This window comes from Paracoccus liaowanqingii (assembly GCF_004683865.2).
In the GTDB taxonomy this organism is placed as follows: Bacteria; Pseudomonadota; Alphaproteobacteria; order Rhodobacterales; family Rhodobacteraceae; genus Paracoccus; species Paracoccus liaowanqingii.
In genome coordinates this window covers 1,255,560-1,271,538 of the sequence record NZ_CP038439.1, presented here as the reverse complement: position 1 = coordinate 1,271,538, position 15,979 = coordinate 1,255,560, and the positions used below count along the sequence as shown (strand labels likewise).

The window sequence follows — 15,979 nt, the reverse complement described above, 5'->3', positions numbered from 1 at the left end:
ATTACGCCTCCACGTGGCAACGCGGAGGATTGCAATTCCTTTAGCCGAACTGCGCGAAATAAAGGGTAGGGTTGGTCGAGCCTCGTTGCCGGTTCGCTGCGGACGCGGGCACCGGGCAGCACCGGACTACCTTCGCACCTATTGAGCCACCGCCGGCCCGAAGCGTCGCAATGTCGCGATAAAGCTGCCGGCGCGAGATCTCGGTCTCCTCGGCCAGCCGCGCGGCAGTCACCGGGGCGGGCAGCCGTCGCAGCGCGGTCATGAGGCGCATCAGCCTGTCCTGTCGTGCCATCTTGATGCTGCCTCGTTCTGTCAGGAGCCCCAAGCTATGTAAGACGCATCCAGATCTGAAGGAAATCCGTGATGCCCGTTCTTTGTCATGCGCCACAATCGCGTTCCGACACCATCGCAACCCTTGTCCGGATGCTGGAGGCCAATGTCGAGATCCGCGAGGTCTCGATCCCGCGCCAGGATGGTTCCGGCCAGCCGGACCCGACAAACCCGCACCCGGAGAAGAAGGTCCCCTATCTTGTCGATGGCACCGAGACGCTGCGCGAGCGAGGTGCGATCATCGTGTATCTGACCGACGCCTATCCAAACGCCAGGCTCGGCCCTTTGCCCGGCGAAGTGGGACGCGGCGCCTATCTGTCGTGGCTGTTCTACTATCAGGGCGTGATGGAGCCGCTGATCCTGCTGCACTGGGCGCAATTGAGCCATGCCGCGATCACCGCCTCGCTCCGCGACATCGACACGATGACGGCGCGGTTGACCGAGGCGCTTGATCCGGGGCCATATCTGCTGGGGGATCGGTTCACTGCGGCGGACATGCTGTGCAGTTCGCCGTTTCACTGGTTTCCGGACCTCATGCCCGAGGCACCGGCGATCCGGGATTGGGTCGCCCGGTGTGCGCGACGCATGCAGCCATGATGTCCGTGCCAAGGCCCCGGCAGTGTGGACGGGGCCTTGGCACGGCGCGATGATCAGACCCTGCTGCGACAGTTATGCGGATGCATTTCCCCGCATGGGGCGGTCTCCGGCCAACAAGGGGCCGTTGTCCTGATAGATCTTCGTCAATCGCTCGATCAGCCGGCGTATCGGGGCTCTGTGGCGGTCGTCGTCATGCATCACCAGATACTGCTGTTCAGTCAGCTCCTCGATGATCGGGCCGATACGCGCCAGCGACGGATCACAATCTCCGATCATGCAGGGCATGACACCGATGCCTGCGCCAGACCTTACAAGCTCATGAACCGTGGCGATCGAATTTGCCAGAACGCTGATCCCATGTCCCTGATCGTGCAGCCATCGGACCGCGGCATGTTTGGCATGGGCCGGATCGATCCCCACCCACCCCAGCAGATCGGGGTTGCCGACGCTCCAACTCCGGTAAGGGGCGAAACGCAGGATGCCCAATCTGAGCGAGGCCAGATTGCCTCCCTCGGCGGGACGATTGCGGATACCCAGATCGACTTCCCGATGCGCGATGTCCAGCACCGCTTCCGTCGTCACGAAGTTCAGCCGGAAGCCGTCGCTGGATCGGTTCAGCAGGCTGAATTTGTCAGCTAGAAAATGCGCCGTCGCCGTGCCTGCAGACAGGCGGATCAATGGCGTTTCTCGTCGCGCGTGCAGGATTTCCTGCACCGGAATTGAACAGGAATGCATGACGCGGACCCGGTCATGCAGCGCCTTTCCCGCCGGGGTCAGGCTGTATCCGGTCTGTGACCGATGGAACAAGGCCTGTCCCGCGCGCTGCTCCAAAGCGAGCATGCGGCGCCCGACGGTGGGAGGGCTGAGCCCCGTCAACCGCCCGGCCGCACTCAGGCCCCCGCTTTCGGCAACATGGAAGAAAACCTCCAGATCCGCCCAAGACAGTTTGTCATTCATGAAAAATGTCCTGCACAATACGGCGTATTCCGAGCGTGCAGCTTGCTCCATCCTTTCATCAAGGAACAGATGGGGATGACATGCTTCCAGTTTTGCGACTAGGACCGATGAATGGACTGTCTGAAGAGGAGTTCTACGCGCTCGGACGGACGTCGGTCTTCAACAGGATCTTGTCAGCGTGGTTTCCGCCATCCGGACACCGGTTGACAGGCACAGTGGGTCACCCACCAGCACCAAGCTCGAATGGTGCTCTCCCAGAGCGCGGTGCAGGTTCGGGATGAGGTGCTTACCGGCGGCGCCAAGGCTGTCGACCCGCAACGTCGCCATATCTTCTGGCGAGGAGGCTATTTCAAGGAGACAGGCAGCCCTCCGCGCAGCAGCCTGCGATGGGGTGAAGGCAGGCCAGCGCTTTGCCGCGCTGACCCGGGACCGTGCTTTCAGATCGCCTGACCGCCCGAGACCTCGATCCGCTGCCCCGTGACCCACCGATTGTCGTCAGACAGCAGGCTCGCCACCATCGGGCCGATATCGTCGGGCAGGCCCACGCGGCCGAGCGCTGTCATTCCCGCGTAAAGCGCGTTCACATCGGCATTGTCGCGCACGATCCCGCCCCCGAAATCCGTCTCGATGGCGCCAGGAGCCACGGTGTTGACCGCAATGCCACGGGGCCCGAGCTCTTTCGCAAGATAGCGCGTCAGCACTTCCACAGCCCCCTTGGCCGCAGCATAAGCCGAGAAACCCTCTGCCGAAAATCGCGTCAGTCCGGTCGAGAAATTCACGATCCGCCCGCCATCCGCGATCAGCGGCACCAAGGCCTGGGTCAGGAAATAGACCCCTTTCACATGGACGTTGAACAGCCCGTCGAACTGCGCCTCGGTGGTCTCGGCAAAGGGGGTGAACTCGCCATGCCCGGCGTTATTCACCAGATGGTCAAAGCTGTCGCGCCCCCAGACATCCTGCAAGCAGCGCTGCAGCGCCTCGGCAAAGGACGGGAGTTCCGACAGCTTCGACACATCAAGCTGAAGCGCCACGGCCTTGCAGCCAAGCGCGTCAATGTCCCTGACGACCTCATTGGCTTGGGCGGCATTGCCGCGATAGGCGACGATGACATCGCCGCCACGGCGGGCGATGGACAGGGCGGTGTTGCGGCCAAGGCCCCGGTTGGCGCCGGTGACCAGTGCGATCTTGCTCATGTCTTGTTCCTTCTCTTCAGTGGATGAGAAAGAAGATGGGGCATGACGGCTGACTTATGTTGCCTGTTCCTCGGCCTCTCTTGCCTATTTCGATGAAATTCTGCGCAACGGCTTGTTTAAAAGGGGTCATGCTTGCCAGATACTGTAAGTCTCGTCCTTGGAGTCCGTTGATGCCCAGCCTTCTTTCCCTTGTCCGCCGCCACGCTGACGCCTACGCCGACCGCTTCGGTCTCGCACCGACCCCGTTTCGTGGGCTGGGCGTGGTGCGTCAGCTCTCGCCCGGCGAATTGCAGGTGGCTGTGCAAAAGCCGCTCGTCGCGATCTGTCTTCAGGGTCGCAAGCGGGTGACGATGGGCACGACCCGCTTCGACTATGGCGCGGGAGAGGCGCTGGTGATCACCGCCGATGTGCCCACGGTCAGCGAGATCATCGAGGCGAGCCCCGCAGCCCCCTATTACGCGTTGGCGCTGGAACTGGACCCGGCCCTGTTGCGCGAACTTGCGGTGGAGGCGGATCTGGGTGCCAGCGACAGGGCCCCGGTCAGGATCGAGCCTGCCGATCCGGATGTGACGGATGCCGCCCTGCGGCTGATGCGCCTTCTGGACCGGCCCACCGCGCAGCCGGTCTTGGGCGAGGCCCTTCTGCGCGAGATGCATTACTGGCTGCTGACAGGCCGTCATGGCGCCGCGATCCGGGCGCTTGGTGCGGTCGACAGTTATGCCCATAGTATCGCCCGCGCAGTCGCCCTGATCCGCCGGGATTACGCAAACACCCTGCGCGTCACCGATCTGGCCGAGCTGGCCGGGATGAGCGAATCCTCCTTCCACCAGCATTTCCGCGTGATCACCACCCTCTCGCCCTTGCAGTTCCAGAAGCAGTTGCGGCTCATCGAGGCCCGCCGCCTGATGCTGGCGCGGGGGGCCGCGATCGGCCATGCCGCCCATGCCGTCGGATATGAGAGCGTTCCGCAGTTCACGCGCGATTATGCCCGCCTGTTCGGCTCTCCACCAGGTCGGGATATGCGGGAGGCCCGGATCAGCGCGTGAGGTGCATGGCTAACGAGGACCAAGAAGCACAGCATTGCTGCCAAGTCCGTCGAAATGAGTGCTATACTAAGGCGGTAAGAGAATTTAGCCCATAGCCGCCCGTCGGCCTCCGTTCGATGGTGCAGTGCAGCTTCCCGGGACCGGCCTCGGCGCAGGCGCACTTGCCGGTCTCGCGGCATTCCCAAGTGGCGCGAGAGCGACGGATACGAGGCGCATCTTAGAAAGTGGCACGCTTCCGGTGCAACCCTGCCTGCCGCGCACCGTTCGTCCATCGGACAACAGGAGAAACCGCCTTGCTACGCCATCCAAAGCTGACCCCCATCATCCTTGTCAACGTCTTTACCTGGCCTCTGGCCTCACCCGCCCTTTCGCAGGAAGCGGACGAGTTGGCCGAACTGCGAGAGGCCGCATTGGAGCGAACCAACGCCTCTCGCGAGGACGCGGACCTTGGTGCCCTCACGCGTAGCGACGTGCTGGATGACGCGGCGCAGAGTCATGCCGCAGACATGCTGGAGCGTGACTACTATGACCATGTTTCGCCGGAAGGGGAGACACCGTTCGACCGCTTCCTCGCCACGGGCGGCAACAGCTGGGCCGTCAGCGGCGAAAACATCGCCACCTGCACCGGCTGCGCCGCACCGCCGGACGTCGATCGCGTGGACGCCTTCCACGACGGCTGGATGCAGAGCCCGGGGCATCGCGAGAACATCCTGTCAGAAGGCTTTAACAGTTTCGGCTTTGGGATCGCCGGCGTGGGCAGCACTGTCTACGCGGTTCAAACGTTTTCCGGCCCCGGCGCGGATGAGGCGGGCGCCGGTCCGGCTCTCGGCCCCGGAGACATTGCCGAAACCGCGGTTCAGCAGATCAACGATGCCCGCACTGACGCCAGCCTGGCGCCGCTCGAGCAAGAAGTCGATCTGGACGAGGCCGCGGCACGTGTTCTGGAGCATCTGGCACAAGAGACAGCAGAGCTTCCCGGGAACATCTTCGATCTGCTGCCAGAGGGGTCGACGGGCTGGACCAGCCTGAGCGTGCAATCGGCGACGATCGGAGGATCCGGTGCCTCCGTCACCGAAGAGGATCTTTCCACGATCATCTCGGACTGGACGCAGGCCGCGACCCAAGGCGATATTCTGGGCGGCTCGACTGCGTCTCACCTCGGCTTCGCCGCAAAGGCTGCAGGCGACGGGCGGTTGACGGCTGTGGCACTGTTCGGGGGGAAGTAGCACCGCGTGCCGTGTCAGAAGAGAAGGCCGAATGCCATCCCGATCCCCAGTCCGAGGGGTAGCCCGAACACTATGCCCCTGAAGAACAGGCAGCAGGGACAGGACGTCTGAAAATACTGCATGAGGCGGGACGTCCAGTGCTCGGGGGTATCGCACCAGGACGGAAGAAAGACCCGGCTGCCCCAGGCCATGACGTTGGAAAGCCAGTTGCCCTGCCAATCTCCGGTGCCGCCGTCAAGCTTCTGTGCGTCCGGCTCGGCAGCGGCGTCCGGGGTCTCTGGTCGAAATTTAAACGGATTGATCATCAGTCACCTCGCTGGGCAAAATGCGGGGTGTTCCTCGGGGAGAAGGCTCCGGATCCGCCTTTGAACGCAAGGCACGGCTGCAAGTTGCGACATCGCACAGCTTTGGACGGGTGGCATCGGGTTCTGCGGCAAAAATGGCCTTTCGGTCTTGCAGCGCTGGGTCGCCGGCCCCTCGCGCCGACTGGTCGGTTTGTCGTGACGACACCCGGTTGCATGACACACCCTTCGGTTTGGTGCCCGTCGACCGGGCCCGGGATCAGGCTCCATCCGGATGGTGTCGGGCGCAACGACGCTCGACCTTGGCAAGCAGGGTCAGGCTGGCGGTCAGCAGCAGGGCGGCGTTGAGTGGATGAAGGGACAGAGGCAGCGGGTTCGCCCCGGCGGCCGGCGCGACTTGCGCAAGGTAAAGCGCAAGGGTCAGCCCCGCCCACCAGCCGAAGCCGCGCAGCCGGATGACGAAAGCTGCCCCACCGGCAAGGACGAGGACAGGAACGGCCAATGCGCCTCCCATGGCGCCGTGCAGCGCCCACATCTCTGCGTCGCGAAACAGCGCGGTTCCGGCGCTAAGGAACTGGATGAAGATGCCAACGGGCAGAGCGCTCGCTGCCAGGGTGAACCACAGGGGCGTGCCTGCGCCCAGACGGGCAGCGATATGATACCGAGTGGCCGGACAGAGCAGCCCGGACGATGTGGTAGCCCCCGGTCTTCTCCCCATCGGGCCTGAAATCAGGGCAGATGACATCTGCAAAATGGCTGCGTCCAATGCTGGCAGGACCGGGCTGCTCTCACGCCCTGAATGCCAGTTATTGCAACTTGCGGCGAAGGCGATCCGTCATCCATTCCATTCCAAGAACGATTACGAAGATGACCAGAATGATGGTCGAGGCGTTGCGATACTGGAACATGTCGAACGCCACCTTCAGTTCCTGACCGATCCCACCAGCGCCAACAAGGCCAAGGACGACCGACGACCGCACGGCTTTCTCCAGCGCGAACAGTGAAGAGTTGACAAGCGACGGCATGACATCCGGGATAATTGCTCCGAAAAGGATCGAGAGACGGTTGCCGCCGATCGCCGAGAGCGCCTCCTGAGGCTCTTTTTCGCTGTCTTCCATCGCTTCGGCAAAGAAGCGCCCGCAAAAGCCGATGGTGTCGACGACGATGGTCATGGTGCCCGCCACGGCACCGAGCCCGACCGTCGCTACGAACAGCAGCGCCCAGACCAGATCCGGCACTGTGCGCAGGAACGACACAAAGGCTTTGGTAAGAAAAGCGCCAACATTGCCAAGCGGACCAACGCCCCGTGCAGAGATCCACGCAATCGGAAGGCTGATGACGATGCCAATGACCGCCCCGGCCAGCGCGATCTGGAAGGTTTCGAGGATGCGCCAGAAAATACGCTGAAGGAACGCTGGATCCGTGTTTGGAGGAGCCATTCGCGAGACCAGGTTGACCAGGTTCGGAACCCCTTCGGCCATCTGCCCGACCGAAGGGGCAACCTGACCAATGGACACGATCACAAGGGCTGCGGCGGCGATCGACAGCGCAAAGGTAACGGGCGACGGGCGCGGAAGGCGGGAGGGCAGCTCAGCGGTTCTCGACACGGAATGTCTCCTCGAGATCGGAATCTGTGGTGGTGGCCGCGGGCTTGTCGAACAGGATGCGCCCTGCCTTTACGGCAACGATCCGGTCGGCGTAATCGCGGACATGCGCCATGTCGTGGGAGGTGAAGAGCATCGTGATGTCATGATCAGCGCACAGGCGTGTAAACAGGGCCATGACATCATGGCCAGAGACCGGATCGAGGCTGGCCGCAGGCTCGTCCGCGATAAGAAGGCGCGGTCGGCGAACCAGTGCGCGGGCGATCGCGACACGCTGCTGCTGTCCGCCGGACAGGGCATCTGCACGGGCATTTGCCCGGTCGGCCAGATTGACCTTGTCCAGCGCACCCAGTGCTGCGCGTCGCCATGCCTCTGGTGCCAGGCATTGAGCGAACCCGCGCCAGTTTCCCGGTTCGGACAGCATTCCATGCACCACGTTGGACAGCACCGTGCGGCGGCGGACAAGGCAGTGTTTTTGAAACACGAACCCTGTCTGCCGCCTCAGTCTTGACCGCTGCGCTGAGGACGGGACGCCCGAGAATGTTTCGTCCAACGTGGTGACCTCGCCCTTGGTCACGTCATGCAGCCCGATGAGGCAGCGTAGCAGCGTGGACTTTCCACAACCGTTCGAGCCGATGAGGGCGACGCGTTCGCCCTGGCGGACGGTCAGGTCGATGCCCTTCAGCACCTCCCGCCCGTTTGGATAGGTCTTGCAAAGCCCGCGCGTGCTGATGACGACCGCTGTCTTCACGTCGGCGCAGATCGGCAGTTCTGGCAGATGATCAAGCATGGTGCTTCCCCAACGGGTCAGCGGGGCCTTGCGGCCCCGCATCCGGTCACTCGATGAACTGGGCCATATCGACGCCGACCGTCGCATACATGGCGCGGACGTAGTCATAGTCGCTGTCGGCGACGTCTGTCAGAAAGAAGCCGCCCTCGTATTTCTTGTTGTCGTCGCCTTGCAGGATTGCGGCCATCAGGTCTGCGCCCTGAGTTTGGAAGACATCGCGCAGCTTTGCCAGCATGTCGGCATCGATCCCGCTGCGGGCAAGCAGCACGTCGTTGGGCAGATCGCGGCCACGGGCGATGACCGTGAAGGCCTGGTCCGGAAATGCGTCGCGGATGGATTGCAGATGCGCCTCGCTCATCCCGACAGCGGCGACATCGCCGCGCACCAGCGCCTCGATGGCGACGTTGCGGGAAATGATCTCGGGCTGGTAGTCGGTGGCGTATTCAAGCCCAAGGTCGGCAAGGACCTGGGCCGGCCCGATATGCTGGGACGTGGATCCGACTGCCCCGAAGGTGACGCGCTCGCCGCGCAGGTCCTCGACGCTGCGCACGTCTCCCTTCGCGAGGGTGACGATCTGGGCATAATAGTTGGGGCGCTGCCAGGCCGCGACGATTTCGGGGGCGGTCAGCTCTTTGATGACGACGTATTCGGCGGGTCCGGTCAAAATCAGGTCGACCTGCTCTTGATTGATCGCTTCTACGGCGGCGGTTCGAGACGACACCGGGAACAATTCGACATCATATCCGGTCGCGGCTTCCAGCGCGGCTTCGAAAGCTCCGAATTCCTGTTCCATCGTCTCCATCCCGTCGATGTCGGTGACGGCAAAGCGGACGGTCTCTGCGAGGGCTGGGGTTGCCAGAAACAAAGTGGCGGCGGTCAGGGCTGAGCGGATCATAGCTTTTCTCCAAGGGGATTGCTGTATACACAGCGATGTCACAAACGCCTGATAGACGGTTCGCATGACATGCGTATGACTGACGGAGACGGCGATGCTTGATGCGGCGAACTGGATATTGAGCGGCGGGACCGTTCTGCGTGACGGCATGCTCAAACAGGGTGACCTGCACCTGTCAGGTGGCGTCATCGCACAAGAGGCAACTGCCCCTCAGATCTTCAATGCGCGCGGCCTGTGGATTTTACCTGGCATCGTGGATGTCCACGGCGACGCGGTCGAGCGCATCGTGATGCCGCGGCCCGGCGTGACTTTCCCCCTGCCGTTGGCCTTGGAAGAGGCGGACCGGCAGATGCTTGCGAACGGCATCACCACCGCCTTTCACGGCCTGACCATCAGCTGGGAACCTGGTTTGCGCAGCGTTGCCACGGCAGGCGCCTTCGTCGAGGCGCTGCAAACTGCGCAGCTCTCTTGCGACACCCGCATCAACTTTCGATGGGAGAGCTTCGCGGTGGACGCCGCGGACGAAGTTGCAAGCTGGTTCGCGCAGCTCTCGGGATGTGTATTTTCGCTGAATGATCACACCCTGGCCCATCTCGGCCTGCCACCCTCGGCGCGCAAGATCGTCCGCATGGCCGAGCGCAGTGGCCTCACGCCTGACGATTGCGTCACCCGCCTTGCCGCGATGGCAGAGCGCGCGGTTGAGGTTCCGGATGCCGTGATGCGGATGATCACAGCGGCGCAAACAGCCGGGATGCCCATGTTCGCGCATGACGAAACGTCGCCAGCGATGCGCGAAGAGAACCGCGCACTTGGGATCAAAGTCTCAGAATTTCCGATGAGCCAAGACACCGCCATCGAGGCGCGTCGTTTGGGCGAGCACGTGGTCTTCGGCGCGCCGAACGTGCTGCGCGGCGGCAGCCACAATAAAGCGGTCGATGCAGGCCCGGCAATTGCGATGGGTTTGGGGACCGTTCTCGCCTCGGACTACTACTACCCGGCGCAGCTTCGGGCGGCATTTGTGCTGGCTGATCATGGACAGTCATTTGCGTCTTCCTGGGATTGTGTTTCGGCATCGGCAGCCGAGGCTGCAGGGCTGTCCGATCGCGGTCGGATCGAAACAGGGCTCCGGGCCGACATCATCGCCGTTTGTCCCGCCACCCGACGCGTTCGGGCCGTTTTTATCGCAGGGGAAAGGAAGCTTCAGATTGACTGACACAGCTGCCGTCATCGCCGAACTGGCCGATGCGCCGTTCGAAGCGCGCACCGAAGCCTCGATCTGGCAGCAGATTGCAGACCGGATAAAAGCGGCCTGTCTTGACCGGCGCTTGGCCGACCGCCTTCCCGGCGAACATCAGATGGCCGATGCGTTTGGCGTGACGCGCGTGACTATGCGCCGCGCGCTGACGCGACTTCAGCAAGAGGGCCTCCTACAGGCCCGCAAGGGGGTTGGCATCTTTGTCCGGCCGATCCCGCTGACCTACCGTGTCGATCACGGCAAGCGCTTTGCAGACGGGCTCGCACCCGGTGCGAAGGTCAGCACACAGACGCTTTCGGTCTCGCGGCAGATCGCGGATGCCGAAGAGGGACAAGCACTTGGACTGGCGCCCGACGCACCGGTGATCCGTCTGTCGCGCGTCCGGATGGTTGACGATGCGCCCGTCTATTTCAGCGACAAGACCTTCCCAGAGGCCATTTTTCCTGACTTTGATGCGGCCTACGCGCCGGGACAATCCGTCCGCGATGCCTATGTCGCTCATGGAATTGAAGATTACCGCCGCGCCGAAACCCGGGTCAGTGGAGGCTTCGCGACGCTGGCCGAGGCCGAGGCACTGCGCCTGACACCTGATACCCCTGTTCTGCGCAGCGTGGCGATCAACGCCGCGCGCGACGGGGCTCTCATTGAATTCAACCGGGGAACATGGCCGCTGACAGCCGTGGAGCTTGTTCTGAAAATCGCAAACTAAGGGACCATGACATGACGATCCAAATTAACGACCGCGACTATGCGATGCCGCAAAAGCCCGCTGTGGTGATCTGCCTCGATGGCTGCGAGCCTGACTATATTGACGAAGCGATCGACGCCGGAGTCATGCCCGCGTTGGCCAAGGTCATCGCCGGTGGAACGCGGACACTGGCGCGTTCGGCCATGCCGAGTTTCACGAACCCGAACAACCTGTCCATCGCGACCGGCGCACCGTCTTCGGTCCACGGCATTTGCGGCAATTTCTTCCTCAATCCCCAAACCGGCGAGGCGGTCATGATGAACTCGGTCGAGTTCCTGCGCGCACCGACCATCTTCGCCGGCTTTCAGAAGGCAGGGGCAAAGGTTGCCGTGGTGACCGCCAAGGACAAGTTGCGCGAGTTGCTGGGTGCGGGGCTGGATTGCGCCGCCGGTGCCATCTGCTTCTCGGCGGAAAAAGCGGACATGGCGGTGGGCGCGATCAACGGTCTGGATGATGCCGCGAACTGGCTTGGACTGCCGGTTCCCGCCGTATACTCGGGAGATCTGTCGATCTTCGTGCTGAAAGCGGGGGTGAAGCTTATGGAGGAAAGCCGTCCGGACATCCTCTATCTGTCTACGTCGGACTATATCCAGCACAAGCACGCCCCGGGAACGGCGGAAGCCAACGCATTCATGGCAGAGGTCGATGACGCGATTGCCCGGCTTGTCGCTCAGAATATTCGCCTGGTGCTGACCGCCGATCACGGCATGAAGGCCAAGCATACGCCCGATGGGCGTCCTGACGTCATCTACCTCAATCCGCTGTTGGAAGGCCTTTTGGGACACGGCAGGGCGAGGGTCATCCTGCCGATCACCGACCCCTATGTCGCCCATCACGGCGCACTGGGAGCTTTTGCAACGATCCATGTGCCTTCGGATGTCGATCCTGTCGTCGTCGCCGACGCTCTGGCTAGGATCGAGGGCATGGATCAGGTGCTCACGCGTCGTGAAGCATGCGCCAGGTTTGATCTGCCCGCAGACCGCATCGGCGATCTCGTCGTGACCTGCGTCGCCGGCAAGGCGATTGGCACGGCGGAGGAGGAGCACGACCTAACAGGCCTCGACGTTCCGCTGCGCTCTCACGGCGGACTCGATGAACAGGTCGTGCCGTTTATCGTAAATGGCCCGATGGGTTCGCATCAGAATTCGACGACATTGCGCAACTACGATGCGTGGATCACCGCAGTCGGCATGGTCTGACAGTCAGTGCTCGTGGTGCGACAGGAATGGGCGTGGGGCAACCTATCTGGAGGATTGATCGAATGGCGGTGACAACCGCAATCCGCTGCTGTGAACGGCTGGCGAACAAGTCGCCGTCATGCCTCCGTTACGGCGTCGGCGTTCGGTCTCTTGCGCATGGGGACCAAGACCGGTGTGATCTGATTTACCCCGCCGTTCCTGTGCAGCCACTATACGCCTCTCTGCCATGGATGCACTTTCGCGCGACGGCCACCATGCGGAGAGGCGGCGACGCCGGATTAAGCCGCGCATTGGTGACAGTTAGCAATGCGCGCTTCACGTCTTTCGGCACGGCCCGGCGGCTGGTCCGTTATCGGTCGGCCAGCCGATGCATGCGCCGCTCAGTGACAGGACCGGTAGCGCCTCAAGACAAATCACCGGAATCCCAGCCCCTATCGAATGGGACCGATGTCCGATGCGTGTGATTTCACCCCGCCCTCTTCCCCTTGTCGCAGCACTTGGGGTGACGCAGATCATCGGCTACGGATCGATCTATTACGCGTTTCCGATCCTCGCCCCCGCTGTCGCGCAAGAATTCGGGGTGGCAGAGCCATTTCTGTTCGGCCTCTTCTCGGTCGGTCTTCTGCTGGGTGGGTTCGCGGCGCCCGCCTTGGGCGGCCTGCTGGATCGGGTGGGCGCGGCGCGGGTCATGACGGCAGGAAGCCTCAGCATGGCGCTGCTTCTGACGTTGCTGGCGTTCGCCCCGGGCATCTGGACCTTCGGTGCGCTGACGATCCTGGTCGAGCTTCTCAGCTTTGCCGTCCTTTATGACGCGGCCTTCGCCATGCTGGCGCAGAAGCACCCGGCCGACACCCGCAAATCCATCACCCGGCTGACCCTCATTGCAGGGTTCGCATCGACAATCTTCTGGCCCCTCAGCGGGTTTCTGATCGAGGCTGTCGGCTGGCGCGGAACGCAGCTCATCTTCGCCGCCTCTCATTGCCTCTGTGCTGGCCTCCATTACTGGACGATGGCGGTGCCCGTGTCAGGGGGCTCGACATCATCGGTCGACACCTCCCTGCAGAAACCATCATCACCGCCGGTCATGAGCCCGACCGTCGCCCGGCGCGCGTTTCAGCTGTTGGCGGTGGGCTTTGCGCTGACCGGCATGGCGGTGTCAGCCGTCACCGTGCATCTGGTCGAGATCCTGCGATCCCTGGACATCGGCGAGGCCGCCTATATCGCAGCCATGGTGATGGGCCCGGCGCAGGTTGTCGTCCGCGTCATGGATGCGACGGTATGGCGCAACAGGCATCCGCTGTTTGTTGCCATCCTCTCTGCCGCAGCGATCCTTGCGGCGATCCTTCTCTTGCTTCTTCCCGGCCCGGCTTCACTTCTCGCTTTCGCCTTTGCGGCCATTCTTGGCGCTGGCGCCGGGCTTTCCAGCATCGTGCGGGGGGCCGTCCCCGTCGCCCTTTTCGGAGCCTCGGGGCTGGGGCTTCGGCTGGGCCGGCTGGCGGCAATCCGCAATGTGCTTGGGGCGTCGGCGCCGTTCCTCTTTGCCTGGGTCGCCGCTGCGTATTCGATGACCTGGGCGGTTGGTGCGGCCCTGGTCGTCTCCGTGACCGGCCTGGGGGCGCTCCTTCTGCTGCACAGCCACCTTGAGAGGCTCGGCATCGTGCCGCCGCTGAGGTCAAAACCCGTCAGGCATGGAATGTCTGCATAGGTCGCCGTGAACCTCCCCGTGCCGTCTTGCATCGCTTCACTGCCTCGGTCGGGCTCAGTGGGACTTGCAGGTGGCCCCACAGCGGCTGATTGGGCATCCAATAGCTGCGGTGCCCCCTCCCGAAACGGGGCGTTCGTGCCTCAGCGTCAAAACCAAAAACGGCCCGCGCCATCTTCGCCAAAGAAAGAGGCGCGTCAGCGCGCGGTGCGACGATGCCGCCCGCGCCTCGTCGCTTCGCTTCAGCCCTTGAACAGGGCCACCGCATCTGCGCCCGCAGGCACGCGCAAAGGTGTGGCGGGGTCGGTCGCCACGCGCCAGATCGCGGCGACCACATCCTCTGGCCTGGTTTTCCCCTCATCGGCCCCGTCGGTCACGCGCGCCATGACCGCCTGCACCATTCCTGCATAGGGTTCCGGGAAGCCGCCCTCTTGCATTATCCGTGCGCGGGCGCTGGTGGAAAAAGCGGTGCCCGGCGCCTGGCCCGGCAGCACGACATGGGCGCGGATGCCGAAGGGGGCAAGCTCCAGCGCCATCACCTCGGTCAGCGCGTTCACGGCGGCCTTGCTGGCGGTATAGACCGACAGCAGTTCATAATTCTTCAGCGTCACGCTGGAGGTCACGTTGATGATCACGCCCGCGCGGCGGGTGCGGAACTGCGGCAGCACGGCCTGGATCATCGCAATGGTGCCGATTGTGTTGGTCTCGAAGATGTCGCGCACGACAGCAAGTGGCGTGCCCTCGACGGCGTTAAGCCAGCCGATGCCCGCGTTGTTCACCAGCACGTCGATGTCGCCCGCAGCCGCAACGGCGGCGGTGACGCTCGCCGGATCGGTGACGTCGAGCGGCAGGATCGTCAGTTGGTCGGAGACGGGCAGCAGGTCGGCCTTCGGGGTCCGCATCGTGGCGATGACGTTCCAGTCTTCGGCCAGGAAGTGCCGCGCGGTGTCGAGGCCGAAGCCCGAAGAGCAGCCGGTGATCAGGATGGTGGGCATGGCGATGTTCTTTCGCTGTTGCCCGACCTATCTAGCCACCGGCGCCGCGACGTCCTATAATCCAAAGTCCTTGAATGTTTATCCTCAGTCCGAACGGCACTATTGCATGACCGACCCACTGACCCAGATCGTGACCCTGCTGCGCCCCGGCGCACCCTATGCCAAGATCACCAGCGCCTCGGGCGCCTGGCGGGTGCGCCGTGACGAGGATGGCATCGTCTTCTACAACCTGACCCTTGCCGGGCGGGCGATGCTGGAGATCGACGGCAGGACGCCTGTCCTGCTGGAGGAGGGCGATTTTGCGCTGATCCCGGCCGCGCGGCGCTTCACGATGGCAAGCGTGGATCCGGTGCTGCCCGACGGGCAGTTCACCGAACCCGTCCTGATCGCCCCCGGACAGGTCCGCATCGGCGATCCCGACCTGCCGGTCACGGCGCAGCAGCTGGTTGGCCATTGCACCTTCGGCACAAGGGATGCCGGGTTGCTGCTGACCCTGCTGCCCGATCTTGTGGTCATCCGAGGCGAGGACCGGCTGGCCATGCTGATCAGGCTGGTCGCGGACGAGGCACGGGCGACGCGACCGGGGCGCGAGGTGGTGCTGGAACGGCTGCTGGAGGTCCTGCTGATCGAAGCTTTCCGCGCCACGGGCGGCATCACCGCGCCGCCGGGCCTGCTGCGCGGCCTGGGCGATCCGCATCTGTCCATCGCCTTGCGCACCCTTCATGCGGATCCGGCCCGGCATTGGACAGTGGCAGAGCTGGCCCGCGCCGCAGGCCTGTCGCGCTCGGCCTTCTTCGCGCGGTTCGAGCGTGAGGTCGGCCGCACGCCGATGACCTATTTGACAGGCTGGCGGATGAGCCTCGCCAAGGACCGACTGCGCCGCCGCGATGGAAGCTTGGCCGAGATCGGTGCGTCCTTGGGTTATGGCTCAGCCAGCGCGTTCAACACAGCATTCGCCCGCGAGATCGGCCAGCCACCGGGGCAGTATGCCTTGGCTACTGCACAGCCGGCGCGGGAGGATAAGCCGTTCTGAGGACGGCCCATAGCTGACGGATGGCTCCTGTTGGGTGACATGCTGCAGCATCACGGAACCAGTCATTGGTGCCCGCTGCAGCATAAGACAACGGGCAGTGCCGCTAG

16 protein-coding genes and 1 pseudogene are annotated in these 15,979 nt (G+C 63.5%); 8 read left to right on the top strand and 9 right to left on the bottom strand.

Annotation, left to right across the window (positions count from 1 at the left end; all coding sequences use genetic code 11):
* Window positions 1–139: 139 nt before the first annotated feature.
* Window positions 140–292: pseudogene (locus E4191_RS06045) on the bottom strand (HTH domain-containing protein); the annotation flags it as partial.
* Between the two features lie 71 nt (window positions 293–363).
* On the opposite strand from E4191_RS06045, the gene E4191_RS06040 reads away from it, so the two are divergent.
* On the top strand, window positions 364–927 hold the full coding sequence (locus tag E4191_RS06040) for a glutathione S-transferase family protein (RefSeq protein WP_135314345.1): 564 nt from the start codon (window positions 364–366) through the stop codon (window positions 925–927).
* A gap of 72 nt (window positions 928–999) precedes the next feature.
* Here the strand turns inward: E4191_RS06040 and E4191_RS06035 are convergent, their stop codons facing one another.
* Together E4191_RS06035 and E4191_RS06030 are read right to left on the bottom strand one after the other, a co-directional pair.
* A complete protein-coding gene (locus E4191_RS06035) occupies window positions 1,000–1,884 on the bottom strand; it encodes a LysR family transcriptional regulator (RefSeq protein WP_176562641.1) in 885 nt (294 codons plus the stop codon).
* Between the two features lie 437 nt (window positions 1,885–2,321).
* On the bottom strand, window positions 2,322–3,077 hold the full coding sequence (locus E4191_RS06030) for an SDR family NAD(P)-dependent oxidoreductase (protein WP_135312611.1): 756 nt from the start codon (window positions 3,075–3,077) through the stop codon (window positions 2,322–2,324).
* 170 nt (window positions 3,078–3,247) lie between these two features.
* On the opposite strand from E4191_RS06030, the gene E4191_RS06025 reads away from it, so the two are divergent.
* Entirely contained in the window at window positions 3,248–4,123 is an 876-nt protein-coding gene (locus tag E4191_RS06025; protein WP_135312610.1) for an AraC family transcriptional regulator, read from the top strand.
* Window positions 4,124–4,416: 293 nt separating this feature from the next.
* Window positions 4,417–5,349 (top strand): CAP domain-containing protein, encoded by a 933-nt coding sequence (locus E4191_RS06020; RefSeq protein ID WP_176562640.1) that lies wholly within the window; start codon window positions 4,417–4,419, stop codon window positions 5,347–5,349.
* 14 nt (window positions 5,350–5,363) lie between these two features.
* Here E4191_RS06020 and E4191_RS06015 read toward each other — a convergent pair whose 3' ends face one another.
* The 5 genes from E4191_RS06015 to E4191_RS05995 all read right to left on the bottom strand — a co-directional run bounded on the left by E4191_RS06015 (window position 5,364) and on the right by E4191_RS05995 (window position 8,940).
* Entirely contained in the window at window positions 5,364–5,654 is a 291-nt protein-coding gene (locus E4191_RS06015; protein ID WP_135312608.1) for a hypothetical protein, read from the bottom strand.
* A 256-nt stretch (window positions 5,655–5,910) separates the two neighbouring features.
* Window positions 5,911–6,417, bottom strand: a complete 507-nt coding sequence (locus E4191_RS06010) for a DUF6220 domain-containing protein (protein ID WP_228461593.1) — start codon at window positions 6,415–6,417, stop codon at window positions 5,911–5,913.
* Between the two features lie 40 nt (window positions 6,418–6,457).
* Entirely contained in the window at window positions 6,458–7,258 is an 801-nt protein-coding gene (phnE, locus tag E4191_RS06005) for a phosphonate ABC transporter, permease protein PhnE (RefSeq protein WP_135312607.1), read from the bottom strand.
* A complete protein-coding gene (locus E4191_RS06000) occupies window positions 7,242–8,045 on the bottom strand; it encodes a phosphonate ABC transporter ATP-binding protein (RefSeq protein WP_176562639.1) in 804 nt (267 codons plus the stop codon). Before E4191_RS06000 ends, phnE begins: the two co-directional genes overlap by 17 nt.
* A 46-nt stretch (window positions 8,046–8,091) precedes the next feature.
* Entirely contained in the window at window positions 8,092–8,940 is an 849-nt protein-coding gene (locus E4191_RS05995; RefSeq protein WP_135312605.1) for a PhnD/SsuA/transferrin family substrate-binding protein, read from the bottom strand.
* A gap of 94 nt (window positions 8,941–9,034) precedes the next feature.
* Here E4191_RS05995 and E4191_RS05990 point away from each other — a divergent pair, with 94 nt between their 5' ends.
* The 4 genes from E4191_RS05990 to E4191_RS05975 all read left to right on the top strand — a co-directional run bounded on the left by E4191_RS05990 (window position 9,035) and on the right by E4191_RS05975 (window position 13,847).
* Window positions 9,035–10,153: an alpha-D-ribose 1-methylphosphonate 5-triphosphate diphosphatase gene (locus E4191_RS05990; protein WP_135312604.1), complete on the top strand. Its 1,119-nt coding sequence runs from the start codon at window positions 9,035–9,037 to the stop codon at window positions 10,151–10,153.
* Window positions 10,146–10,904, top strand: coding sequence for a GntR family transcriptional regulator (locus E4191_RS05985; protein WP_135312603.1), 759 nt, complete (start codon window positions 10,146–10,148; stop codon window positions 10,902–10,904). The genes E4191_RS05990 and E4191_RS05985 overlap by 8 nt, the downstream gene beginning before the upstream one ends.
* Before the next feature lie 11 nt (window positions 10,905–10,915).
* Window positions 10,916–12,142: a phosphonoacetate hydrolase gene (phnA, locus tag E4191_RS05980; RefSeq protein WP_135312602.1), complete on the top strand. Its 1,227-nt coding sequence runs from the start codon at window positions 10,916–10,918 to the stop codon at window positions 12,140–12,142.
* Window positions 12,143–12,644: 502 nt separating this feature from the next.
* Entirely contained in the window at window positions 12,645–13,847 is a 1,203-nt protein-coding gene (locus E4191_RS05975) for an MFS transporter (protein ID WP_176562638.1), read from the top strand.
* 239 nt (window positions 13,848–14,086) lie between these two features.
* Here E4191_RS05975 and E4191_RS05970 read toward each other — a convergent pair whose 3' ends face one another.
* Window positions 14,087–14,839, bottom strand: coding sequence for an SDR family oxidoreductase (locus E4191_RS05970; protein ID WP_135312600.1), 753 nt, complete (start codon window positions 14,837–14,839; stop codon window positions 14,087–14,089).
* Between the two features lie 106 nt (window positions 14,840–14,945).
* Between E4191_RS05970 and E4191_RS05965 the strand changes: the two genes are divergently transcribed.
* The gene (locus E4191_RS05965) at window positions 14,946–15,872 is read left to right on the top strand and encodes an AraC family transcriptional regulator (RefSeq protein ID WP_135312599.1); all 927 of its coding nucleotides are present in this window, start codon (window positions 14,946–14,948) and stop codon (window positions 15,870–15,872) included.
* The last annotated feature ends 107 nt before the right edge of the window (window positions 15,873–15,979 follow it).